The organism is Kordiimonas sp. SCSIO 12610 (genome assembly GCF_024398015.1).
Taxonomy (GTDB): Bacteria; Pseudomonadota; Alphaproteobacteria; order Sphingomonadales; family Kordiimonadaceae; genus CANLMI01.
In genome coordinates this window covers 1,173,671-1,185,794 of sequence record NZ_CP073747.1, presented here as the reverse complement: position 1 = coordinate 1,185,794, position 12,124 = coordinate 1,173,671, and the positions used below count along the sequence as shown (strand labels likewise).

10 protein-coding genes are annotated in these 12,124 nt (G+C 45.1%); 2 read left to right on the top strand and 8 right to left on the bottom strand.

The annotated features are described in order from the left end of the window. Window positions 1-3: 3 nt before the first annotated feature. From KFF44_RS05355 to putA, 5 genes are all read right to left on the bottom strand, one after another. A complete protein-coding gene (locus KFF44_RS05355) occupies window positions 4-759 on the bottom strand; it encodes a hypothetical protein (protein WP_255937949.1) in 756 nt (251 codons plus the stop codon). A 12-nt stretch (window positions 760-771) separates the two neighbouring features. Continuing rightward, window positions 772-1,683: a hypothetical protein gene (locus KFF44_RS05350; RefSeq protein WP_255937947.1), complete on the bottom strand. Its 912-nt coding sequence runs from the start codon at window positions 1,681-1,683 to the stop codon at window positions 772-774. A gap of 35 nt (window positions 1,684-1,718) precedes the next feature. Continuing rightward, window positions 1,719-2,570 (bottom strand): hypothetical protein, encoded by an 852-nt coding sequence (locus tag KFF44_RS05345; protein WP_255937945.1) that lies wholly within the window; start codon window positions 2,568-2,570, stop codon window positions 1,719-1,721. Window positions 2,571-2,639: 69 nt separating this feature from the next. Then, window positions 2,640-3,404: a hypothetical protein gene (locus tag KFF44_RS05340; RefSeq protein WP_255937943.1), complete on the bottom strand. Its 765-nt coding sequence runs from the start codon at window positions 3,402-3,404 to the stop codon at window positions 2,640-2,642. Between the two features lie 149 nt (window positions 3,405-3,553). Continuing rightward, window positions 3,554-6,709 (bottom strand): bifunctional proline dehydrogenase/L-glutamate gamma-semialdehyde dehydrogenase PutA, encoded by a 3,156-nt coding sequence (gene putA, locus KFF44_RS05335; protein ID WP_255937940.1) that lies wholly within the window; start codon window positions 6,707-6,709, stop codon window positions 3,554-3,556. 129 nt (window positions 6,710-6,838) lie between these two features. On the opposite strand from putA, the gene KFF44_RS05330 reads away from it, so the two are divergent. Then, entirely contained in the window at window positions 6,839-7,312 is a 474-nt protein-coding gene (locus tag KFF44_RS05330; protein ID WP_255937938.1) for an Lrp/AsnC ligand binding domain-containing protein, read from the top strand. 74 nt (window positions 7,313-7,386) lie between these two features. On the opposite strand, the gene KFF44_RS05325 is transcribed toward KFF44_RS05330, so the two are convergent. Next, complete coding sequence (locus KFF44_RS05325; protein WP_255937935.1) at window positions 7,387-9,594, bottom strand: toll/interleukin-1 receptor domain-containing protein; 2,208 nt, start codon at window positions 9,592-9,594, stop codon at window positions 7,387-7,389. A 65-nt stretch (window positions 9,595-9,659) separates the two neighbouring features. Next, complete coding sequence (gene pgi / locus KFF44_RS05320) at window positions 9,660-11,288, bottom strand: glucose-6-phosphate isomerase (RefSeq protein WP_255937934.1); 1,629 nt, start codon at window positions 11,286-11,288, stop codon at window positions 9,660-9,662. A 234-nt stretch (window positions 11,289-11,522) separates the two neighbouring features. Here pgi and KFF44_RS05315 point away from each other — a divergent pair, with 234 nt between their 5' ends. Beyond that, complete coding sequence (locus tag KFF44_RS05315; RefSeq protein ID WP_255937933.1) at window positions 11,523-11,663, top strand: hypothetical protein; 141 nt, start codon at window positions 11,523-11,525, stop codon at window positions 11,661-11,663. Window positions 11,664-11,747: 84 nt separating this feature from the next. Here the strand turns inward: KFF44_RS05315 and KFF44_RS05310 are convergent, their stop codons facing one another. After that, on the bottom strand, window positions 11,748-11,891 hold the full coding sequence (locus KFF44_RS05310) for a hypothetical protein (RefSeq protein ID WP_255937931.1): 144 nt from the start codon (window positions 11,889-11,891) through the stop codon (window positions 11,748-11,750). Window positions 11,892-12,124: the final 233 nt, after the last annotated feature.

Below are 12,124 nucleotides of genomic sequence, written 5' to 3'. Positions count from 1 at the left end.
GCACTATTCAAAAATCTGGCGTATACTGTCCTTAGAGTTTACGCCTGCCTCGCCGCTGAGGTGACGATACCATGTCAAAGCAAGGACAGCGGATAAGGAGCTACTCATGCCTGTTATCAACGACGAAAATATGTCGTTTAGCCATTCCGGTTCATCAACATAAAACAAATCCTGCAGATAAAACGCTACCGCCATAGCAATCCCGAACATCATGATAGAAGCAAAAAAGAGCCATCCATATCCTATGATAAGGATATGACTTTTCATCAATGATTGCTTTAACCCCTGCTTCTGCTCATAAAAACAAACAGGCACCACCAGCGATAACCTGATCAACAAAAAGAAGGCAATCAACGTTGATAGTGTTGCTGGTATCATTTTACTGTATTGATCTTCTACCTGATCGAGATACTCGCCAGGTAGGTAAAGGATGATCAGTATTGCCGTCCAAACGGTGACGATAGTCAGCAATTTTTTGCGAGACACGTGAAAAGACTTTCTGGTCAAATACCACATAACCAATACTGCTGTTATGGCTTCGACCAATCCTGAAAAAACAGCGTTAAATACCGGATATGTATATTCCCCGAAAAAACCAGATATACGTGTATTAAGGTACAAAAACTTTTCTAAAATGGGCCAGCCAAATAAATAAGCAATATGCAATGGAACACTCAGCAACAGTATCGGAATAATATTTACCGAGAAGACCTCAAATGTCTCCTTAAGGATGCTTCCTAATTTTATATCATTTTCCATGGATATCTTTTTCTATTCAAAAACGGCTTCAATATCTTGGTTACTGTGCCCCTCCTTGATATAGCGAAGACGCATATATATAACTGCCGACAATGTAGAGACTGCGAAGAAATTGAGCGTAGATTTCAGAATTTCGCTAATCACTACCACCCATTGAGATAGCGTGTAAAAGCTTTCATTATTGGCAGAGAATATCAAATTGATAGGAAGCGATGCTACCCAAAATACGATTATAAGCGTTAAGGTAATTCCTAAGTTTAGAAGGAAAACGTGACCTATATAGCCTTTCGTTAAATCTATGCTCCGCAAAAGTGCAGCCTGAGGAAATTTTTGTTCGTATATATAAACTGGGATTACAACAAATAGTGCAAGATTAAGATAAATACCTGGTAAAACAAAGAATAGCCCCGCAATTACGACGAGGCCTGCGATGAGAAATGACAGTAATGTAATGAAAAGAAAATTAGAGAAAAACCAACTTAGAGTATTTGTCTTTTTTTCTCCTGTCATTTGTTCGAGCGCAATTTTTACAACAAAAGCAGCCATAATATTATGTATCATTATTGATACGAACGAGGTTGCAATCAAAGCTATAATTGTTTGAGTATTAAAACCCGATACATACAAGTTACTCAAGTTCGGGAACAAAAATATTTGAGTAAATGCAGTAATACCTAACATGATAACAAAAAGCACGACCAGTCGGCTAAAACTATCGCTAAATATACCAAAAGCCTCAATAACAAGGTCTTGCATACCAAGCTTAGGATAGTCACTAATAGGAACAGGTTCAGAAGCCTCTTTAGATGATCCTAGATTAGCTTTTTTGACTTTTGCCATTTGAGCTGTGAGGGGGTCTTCCCTCAGAACTGGCTTGTCTATTCTGGTTCCTTTTTTAACGTCATTTAACTTCACCTGCCGCATTTACATCCCCCTAGTTATTTTCTGCAAATAGAAATCTACTGAAAAACCTTTGCAATTTCTGAGGTGTCTGCACCTTCCTTCGATATGCGCAAATTGGTGTAAACAACCGCAACAACCACGGCAAAAAATGAGGTGGAAAATACATAAATCAGCACTTGCGACGCAAAGACCATAATTTCACCGCCAAGGGCCATTCCAATCTGGATCAAAAACGCGACGATAAAGTAAAGAACGCTGGTAATCAGGAATATACCAAACATCTCCCACTTGCGCCCCTTGCTCAGTTCAAAGCTGCGTTTCAATGATTTAAGAACACCCTTTTCTTCAGCAATCAAAACTGGGATTGCAATACTGGCACCTGTCATCAAGGCAACAATGATAATGAAAGAAAGCACCACAATAAAAATGCTTAAAAGACCAATCCCGAACATACTAGAGAGCGCCCCACCCGCAAGAAAAGCAAGAAACATTATGCCCATCATCCCTGCAAACAAAATCAGGGAGATACCAATTGCGCCTGCTATGTTTTCAACACCGCGCTCGAACATAGTAGAAAAATTAATCGACCGCCCAGAACTGAATTCAATTGTCGCCGAGACGATACCAATCTGAATTAAAAAAGCTGTCAGCATGTAGAAAAAAGCACCCGCCAGACTGGCAAGCACCAGTATGGGCGAGATACCAAGGTTGCTGACCCTGTTTGTGTCAAATATTTCGCTATAGGTCAGCCCTGCAAAAACCGCAGTAAGCGGAATAAAAAGAACAAGGGCGAATATCAGAAACTTAAAAAAATTACCAAAATACGCTTTAAAACTCTCACTTAAAACGGTTCCAATCCGAAATGGCTTATTGAAACCATTCATTTTTGAGCCCAATCTATCATTCATTCCCCCTCAGAAATATGCCCGAAATAGGGAAGGAAGCCCCCTTCCCCATAAGTGGTCTAAAACGATCCTTTACTCGAAGACTTTAGCGATCTCAGATGTGTCGACGCCTTCCTTCGATGCTCGTAAATTCGTGTAAATAACAGCAGACACCACTGCAAAGAATGTAGCAGAAACACCGTAGGTAATGACTGAGACGATGATGGCTCCGATTGATCCTGCCATGACACCAACAAAATTTAAAATGAACGAAACAATGAAATAAAGGATAACAATTATAATGAATACACCTAAAATCTGCCACTTATAACCTTTGGTAAGGTCAAAACTCCGGCTCATACTATCAAACACGCCGCGCTGTTCCGCGATCATACAAGGCACCGCAACAGACAAGCCAAGCTGAATGATGATACCGGGGATAATCAACAAAATATATCCAAGCCCTGCCACAAGGCTAACCATTATCCCCACACCAATAAGCGGAAGCAGATATTTTAGCCCAATTGAAATCATTTGACCTAAACTGGCTTGACGTCCAACGCTGCCCTCCACAGTGGCAAAAATAACTGCTCCTTGGACAATGTAAACAATCACTAAAGATGCAATTGAAACTATAATAGTGGCGATAATAACCCCATCAGCAGCACTCGTATTAATCGCCGAAGGATCGGAAGTGAAAATACCAACACCAAAAATAACCGACATAATCGCTACAAATGGAACATAAGCTGCAATTCCAAAAAGAATAAACTTCACCAAGTTCTTAAGATAGACATCAAATGTTTCTGAAATAACATTACCAACTGAAAATTCAGGTAATAAACCATTATCGCTCATTGCATTTCCCCTTAAATTCATACAAATCACCGGGGAAAATGAAACAATGCAGCCCTCCCCCAAGCCCATAAACCATAGTCACACTTGAAGGAGGATTGCAAGATCATAAGTTGGTATTTAACAGCCTATGACTGTTAAAATCTATCGATTTACCCCAAACTCAAAAGGTCGGCGTTTCCGCCTGTTGCAACCGTATTGATCGTTTGAACACGCTCGCCGGCAAAGCGGTGCATATAAAGCGGCCCACCTGCCTTTGGCCCCGTACCCGACAGGCCTTTTCCGCCGAATGGTTGAACGCCGACAACAGCACCAATCATATTACGGTTGATATAGGTATTGCCCGCAAGCGAACGTTTGAAAATATAGTCAGCAACACCCTCGATCCTACTGTGAACACCAAGCGTCAGGCCATAGCCCGTATCCCTCAGTTCGTCTAAGTGCCGATCGAGGTCAGAAGCCGCATATTTGATCACATGCAAAATGGGGCCAAACTGTTCGTCCGCGAGTTCGCCAATGCTTTTAATCTCAAACATATGCGGCATGATGAAACTACCACCCTCTAAGTCATCCGTTTTATCAAGCTTGTAAAGAAGTTTACCCTCGCCTATTAGCTTGTCACAGTGCGCCTGAAGGTTTGACCTTGCTTCCTCGTCGATCACAGGCCCCACGTCTGTGCTAATCGTTGCTGGGTTGCCAACAGTTAACTCATCCATCGCGCCTTTGATCATTTCGATCACGCCGTCAGCGATATCGCTTTGCACATACAATAGCCGAAGCGCAGAACACCGCTGCCCTGCCGAATGGAAGGCAGAGCGAATAACGTCATCCACCACCTGTTCAGGAAGCGCTGTTGAATCCACAAACATCGCGTTCTGACCGCCGGTTTCTGCGATAAACGGGATGATCGGCCCGTCCCGTTCCGCGAGCACACGCGCAATGATTTTCGCTGTAGCAGTTGATCCGGTCATCGCGACCCCACCGATGCGTGGATCGTTCGTGAGCTCCGCGCCAACGGTTTCACCGCGCCCCGGCACAAGGTGCAACACGTCCTTCGGCACACCGCATTCATGCATGATACGCACAGCCTCTGCTGCGACCAAGGGGGTTTGCTCGGCAGGTTTCGCAATCACGCTATTTCCTGCCGCAAGGGCTGCTGCCACCTGCCCCATAAAGATCGCAAGCGGGAAATTCCATGGGCTGATACAAACAAACACACCGCGCCCATGCAGCGAATATAAATTATCTTCCCCTGTTGGCCCCGGTAGTTTTTTCGCACCTTCAAATTCACGTTTTGCCTGATCACCATAATAGCGGCAGAAGTCAACGGCTTCGCGAATTTCTGCAACGCCGTCCGCATAGGTTTTACCGGCTTCGCGGATGAGTAAGCTCATGAACTGATCGAAATTTGCCTCTAACGCATCTGCAACCTTTGCCATGATCTCGCCGCGGCGAACACCGCCCATCGAATCCCATGCCTTTTGCGCGCTTAAGGCAACACCAACCGCTTTTTTCGCTTCGTCAGCGGACGCCTCAAGAATATGCCCAACTTCATCTGCGCGGTTGGCAGGGTTCGTAACAACCTCTGAGGACGCGGATGATTTACCAACACCCCATGCCTTGCCTTTCAGGCTGTTAAGCGAAGCGATAAGCGGTTGCGCAAGGAGACGATCCGTAATATCAAGCCCTTTGGCGTTAAGCCTGCTTTCCCCAAACATGTCTTTGGGAAGCGCAATCGCCGGATGCGCAAACGTTTCAAACCCACTCAGGATTGTGACAGGATCTTCAACAAGTTCATTCACCGCAATTTTATCATCCATGAAACGATTAACGAAAGACGTGTTGGCGCCGTTTTCAAGCAGACGCCGCACCAGATAAGCAAGCAAATCCTTGTGATTGCCAACGGGCGCATAGGTTCGCACATTTGGAATGGTATCAACATCCTTAACGGCGCTATAGAGAAGGTCACCCATACCGTGCAGTCGCTGGAATTCAAAACTTGGCATTCCTGCACTTTTGTCATCCACCGTTTCAGCGATTTCCATAACGGCTGCAATCGTATGAGCATTATGGGTTGCAAACTGCGGATATACCGCATCGCGGTTTTCAAGCGCGCGTTTTGCCGTTGTTATATAGGAAAGATCCGTCGATGCCTTACGGGTAAACACAGGATAACCTTCTAAGCCCATTTCCTGCGCATACTTGATTTCGCTGTCCCAGTAAGCGCCTTTGACCAGACGCACCATCATGCGGCGCCCTGCTGATTTTGAGAGCGCAATTACCCAATCAAGGACCGGCAGCGCGCGCTTGGAATAGCACTGAAGCGCCAGGCCAAGCCCGTTCCAGCCAGCAAGGTCGGGATCAAGGGCAAGATCACGGATAATATCGAGCGAAATATGCAAGCGGTTTGCTTCCTCTGCGTCGATCGTCAGGTGCATGTTCGCGGCCTTGGCGTCGAGCGCGAGCGATTTGATACGCGGGAACAGTTCTTTCATCACGCGCTCATGCTGAATATCTTCGTACCGTGCGTGAAGTGCTGATAATTTCACCGAAATACCATGCCCTGCATATGGGTTAGCAATATCGGTTTCAGCAACGGCCTTAATCGCTGCTGCATATGTTTTATAGTAGTTATCAGCATCCTTATCGGTGCGCGCGCCCTCGCCTAACATATCGAACGAGCACAGCGGCGGCCTCTTAGCCTTTTTCGACAGGCTGGCATCGCGCTTGATGGCTTCTTCTATCGTGCGGCCCAGGACAAACTCCCCGCCCATGATCTTCATCGCCTGATTGATCGCTGTTCTAACGACAGGTTCGCCCATGCGTCCCACAAGCCCCTTCATCCATGACTTGGTGTTTCCTGTTACCTCGGTATCAAGGCCCACAACCTGCCCCGTCAGCATAAGTCCCCATGTGGCTGCGTTTACAAATGTGGAGGAGGACTGACCTTTGTGTGATCCCCAATCACCGCCTTTGATTTTCTCTGCGATCAAACGGTCCGCTGTTTCAGCGTCTGGCACACGAAGCAGTGCTTCAGCAAGGCACATCAAGGCCACGCCTTCCTGATTAGAAAGGCCAAATTCCTGCAAGAATGTATCCAATAGGCCCCTTTCGCTCTCACGCGAGCGCGCAACAGTTACATATTTGCCCGCACGGTTTTTAACACCGTTTCTGGCCGGACTGTTTGCAAACGGATAAGCACCGATCAAATCAGTAACAAGGTTATCCTCAGTTTTATTATAAGCGGCATTAATGTGTGAGCGGTCATCATCAAATGCAATCGTCGATACAGAAAAATCAGCGGCCATTTCGCTAAAACTCCCAAAACAGGTTATTTACGTTGCGCCAATATATTTGATTAAACAGGATATTTGTTGCTATATTTTATAAATTAAAAAACTTTTATCCTGATTTTAGAATTTTTATAGAATATTATAATGAAAGAAAAAGAACCAAAACTTGATGCAATCGACCGACGCATCCTCGCAACACTGCAAAATTCCGGTAGGATTTCAAATGTTGACCTCGCTGATATTGTCGGTTTGTCACCGACGCCGTGCCTTGAACGGGTCAAACGACTTGAGACCGCAGGCTATATCGAGGGATACAGAGCACGCTTAAACCCCGAAAAACTCGGGGTCACGATCCTTGCCTTCATCGAAGTGTCCTTGATTAAAACCAATCCAGATGCCTTTGATGATTTTAAAAATGCCACACGCCGTGTCCCGGAAATTCAGGAATGCCACATGGTTGCTGGTGGCTTCGATTATTTATTAAAGGTACGGGTAAAAAACATGTCGAGCTATCGACGGTTTTTAGGGGAAACGATTTCTACCCTACCCGGCGTTGATCGCACGCATACCTATATGGTGATGGAAGAAGTGAAACGGAATGAGGGACTGGCGTTCTAAGAATGGCTAGGCCTATGTCACTTAAACCGTGTTTCAGATACTGATTCACCTACATGCATGTGCTCAAGCGTTTATTATTTACCAACAACACTAACTGGTGACCTCCAGCCAAGCGGGGCTGAGATACCGCCAGATCTGATTTCACGGTCGACAGCCCGCACATAAGCCACCTCGCGGTAACCATCTCTTTCCAGAGTATCGATAATCTGTTGCGCTTTTTCATACTCTTCAAGCATAAGGAAAATTTGCGCAACATTAGCCTTGATATCCATGCGTTTGGCACCAAGATTCTGATCAAATATTTCTATCGCTTCACGCCAGATTGTGTTGGCTGAGGCGGTTTGCCCCTGCTCTGCCAATATTTGCCCATATGTCAGGTATGCAGAGCTATATACATTAGATATTCTTGCAGCCTTTAAAATATTTGCACTTCGATCTTGATCAAGATTAGCAAGAATATCGTCAAGCATACGAATTGCTGAATTTGCATCACCCCTATCATAAGCAAATAGGGCCTTAAGATAGTTTGCATGATAGTAGGCTGCGATATGATAATTCTTAACATCTGTACCAGTATAGAAACTCGCTATCGAAGCCGAATATTTATCGATTAATCTGGCGGCGGCTTCATACCTTCCATCAGTGATCAGCGTTTCCGCGTAAGCAATGACAACCAGATTTAGCGTGTGTTTCCATAAAGAGTTATTGGGGCGCTCCATCAGCAAATCTTCAAGATGTTTTGCAGATGCTTCATACATTTCGAGCGCAGCCGCTAAGTCCCCTGCAAATCGTTCCGCATGACCAAGGTTTCTCTCTGAACGCGCGGTTACAAAATGTGCATTAACACTGTTTGGGTCATGTTCGCTGTTGCTCTCAAAGGTATCTCTAGATTGCTTAGCATAGGACACCATTTTTGAGATTGGTCCTTTAACGCTATGAACAACGCTCATATTAACATAAGCAGCCCCCAAATGATTTAAGGCCCAATTATGAGCGTCAGGCAATTTTGATGCAGCCAATCTTATCTCAAGGGCTTTACGATAATCACTTTCTGCGGCCTTTATATTCTCGGAATTTTGCAAATGCGCCAAACCGGACACCGTGTAGGAAACGCCAAGTGTTCTAAGCCAATCTTGATTTTTTGGATCTATTTCAAGCAATCTGTGCAGGATTTCTTTTTCAATCTGACTATATCTAACAGCCTGTTCGGGCTCACCTTTCCAGGTAATAGCCAAAGCCATAGAACCATTGCTCTGTGCTTTTAGAAACAAATAATCGGTATTTTTCGGGTGTTTTGATACTAGTTTTTCAGCGATATCAATTGCTTGCTGCTGAATACGTCGATAATCTTGATATTGATCGTAGGAATCTAAAATATGCGCTATTCGGGTGAAGGCCAAGCCTTTTCTGTATAACGCATCGGCCGATTTAATATCCAAACCATCATAATAAGAAAGCAGTCGATCGACTACGCCTTGGATTAAGTCTTCGCGTCCGGTTTTAGGTAGTTCATCAACAAGGATATCAGCAAAATAATCAGCGAATTCCTCGGCTTCCATTTGTTGTTGTTCTGCGCGACGGCCTTCCTTAATTGCCGTCCACGCAAGCCACCCCATAGCGGCTGAAATGCCAACTGAAACTGCAAGCGCCATGCTGATTTGCCGCTGTCGTTTAACAAAATCCCGGCGCACCAGTTCACCAAGATTAACCCCAAGCATTCCCGCGGCAATTTTCAGGTAGGCATTTCGCTTCCCATCACCTTCTGCCCTCGCGTCAGCCGCAAGTGGGTTTGAAGCGGCAGTAGGTAAATCCTTATGAAATTCTGCTGTTTCAAATAATGCAGCTGGAAAACACGCATTCTCTGGAATTGCTTCTGCTTCGGTTAAGGTCAAATTGGAGTGTGAATTAAAAACCCCAGGTTCTCCCTCTGTAATGAGACACAGGATATTTGTATTGCCATTCAGTTTTCTGAATTCACGGATTTCCTCATTCACCATCGCTGACGCGACAGAATTAGGCGAACAAACAACAATCAAATACTCAGCAGAACGAACCGCTTCGAGTATTTTCGCTGTCATATTTTCATGGGCAGGTAATTCTTCGCGGTCACGAAAAATCGGTCGTAAACGACCAACATCCTTGCCTTCCTCGATACGTTTTTTTCGCAGAGCTTTGGGCAGGTGATAGTTTTCCAGCTTTTTATGCAACCACTCAGACCAGATACGATCTTTATGGCTATAGCTGATAAAGGCCTTATACTTAAAATTTCGGTCGTTAGGCACTTAACTATCTACTCACAGACGCTCACTTACACCATATGTGACTATCAATAGCGAACTGTAGAATGTCAACTTTGAATATGATGAATTAACGCTTGTGTTGAACTATCATAATCTTGTGGCAAGTCCACGTCCCCTTTGATAACGCCTTCCAGCTCGGTCGCTAGTTCCTTACCCAATTCAACCCCCATCTGATCATACGGGTTAATGCCCACAAGCATTCCCGCAACAAAGGTTTTATGTTCATAAAACGCAATCAGGTTTCCAAGCGCCCTCGGGGTCAAACGATCAATCAATATGGTTGTTGACGGTCGGTTACCGCGAAAACTTTTGGATGCAGCGAGATGATCAAGCTTTTCGCCTGAAACACCCTTACCCTGTAGTTTTTCCTTTGCCTCGCCAACACTTCGGCCCCGCATCAATGCGGCGGACTGCGCCAGCATATTCGCAAGCAATTTCCGGTGGTGCAGGTCTTCGCCGTGGTCGGCATGTTTGGTTCCGATAAACTCAACAGGCACCAAATGCGTGCCTTGATGCATCAATTGGAAGACCGAGTGCTGACAATCGGTTCCGACCCCGCCCCACAGGATCGGTGATGTTTGCCATGTTACAAATGCACCTTCCTGCGTGCGGTCCTTACCATTGCTTTCGGTTTCCAATTGCTGAAGATAATCAGGCAATAATCCAAGCCTGTCGTCATAGACAAACAAGGCGCGTGTTTGTGCGTTCCAGAAATTTGCGTACCAAACATCAAGGCATGCAGACAAAATAGGAATATTATCCTCGAAAGGTGCTTCAGCGAAATGCTGATCAACGGCGTCTGCGCCCGCTAAAAATTCTTGAAACACATCAGCACCGTACGCAAAAACAACTGGTGCACTGATCGCTGACCAAAGCGAATATCGACCGCCCACCCATTCTGCGAACGGCAGGATATTATCTTCAGGCACTCCGTATTCTTTTGCTTTCTCTGGCGCGGCGGTTACCCCCATCAGATGTGCATTCAGATCAGTCACACCACTGTCTTTCATCCAGCGCTGGACAGTTTCGGCATTTGTAAGAGTTTCAGTTGTTGTGAAGGTTTTGGAGGCTACAATCAATAGTGTGCGGACGGCCTCACAGTTATTCAGCACAGGCATAAGGGCATGCGCGTCAATGTTTGAGACAATATGCACATCAAACGCTGCTTCATTGCTATAACCGAGCGCTTTCATCAAAAGCGCAGGCCCAAGCGAGGACCCGCCAATACCCAGGAAGATGATGTGCTTGAAGGGTTTACCATCCGCCGCCAAAATCTCACCTGCACGGAGCCTGTCTGCAACATCAAACAGCTTTGCCCGCTCATCCTCAACGCGGGCTGCAACGGGTTCACCCATGCTGGCTGGTATCGGGTTTGCGGATCGCAGCGCGGTGTGAAGCGCAGGCCGACTTTCGGAAAAATTCACCACCTCACCGCCTAATAGCTTTGCCCTTAAACCCTCAAGGTCAATTGCATCAGCATAAGCGCCAAAAAGTGCGATTGTTTCTGCCGTTATGTGATTTTTAGAATAATCGACACGCAATGTATCAACCGATTTTGTCAAATCTGAATGGCGATCAGGGTTAGCAGCAAAATGATCAATTAAATTTCGAGATTTCAAGGCCTCAGCATGCCTGCCAAGTACAGCCCATTCACGGTAATCAACGGGTAATTTCATTATTCCAAAACCTCAAAAGCTTAACTGCGATGTAATTATAAATTTATTAGCACCTACAAAAACAGTATTATTGATAATTACTTAAACAATATTTCAGACCATACTATTACATAAATATTTACAGAAAATAAAAAAAGCACTGCGTTGGGAGCGCAGTGCCAAACCTGGTGGGGTTTATAAAGTTCATCAAGGGTGCCTTTTTCAACCTTGGGAGTTTGATCAGGCTTATTATGTATGCTCAAAACAAAACTTCTTCTGGATACAGTTAAAATCCAATCTGAAGAAAAAAGCCGGGCCATTAAGGTCAATAAGGGGCTAGGGTCAGGGTTTGACCTCAAGCGGCCCGGCTGGAATTTGCTTGATAGGGCAGAATAAAAGTAAGGGGTCTCTTATTTTCGGATCAATGCAAATTCAAAACATTTGTTCCGGATCAAGAACACTATCCGGAACTTGTCTCAGCTAGCGTCCAGTGCGGTTATACCTGCGGCTGCGACGTGCTGATCTTGTGCTTGATGTACAACTGGTTAGCTGGGCTTCAGTACCGTTCATCACAACGGCTGCTGGAGAGCTTTGGTGGGTTGAAGCCATAAAATTCGTAAACATTTTTTATCCTCGCTTTTACCAACTGTTTGCGGTCTATGCCGCTTATAAGCTGATGTTTTCATTTGGTTGGCCTGTCGCGTTTTCGCGTATTTTCACCAACCGGGTTTGCTGTCATTCATTGTCGTTGTAGCTGCAATTTATTTTAGGCTTTCTTTTATTTTTAGCCTTGTTGCTTGCTACACCTTTAATGTAGGGCATCCATAAACTAATTCAATAGCGCCTATCTGATTTTT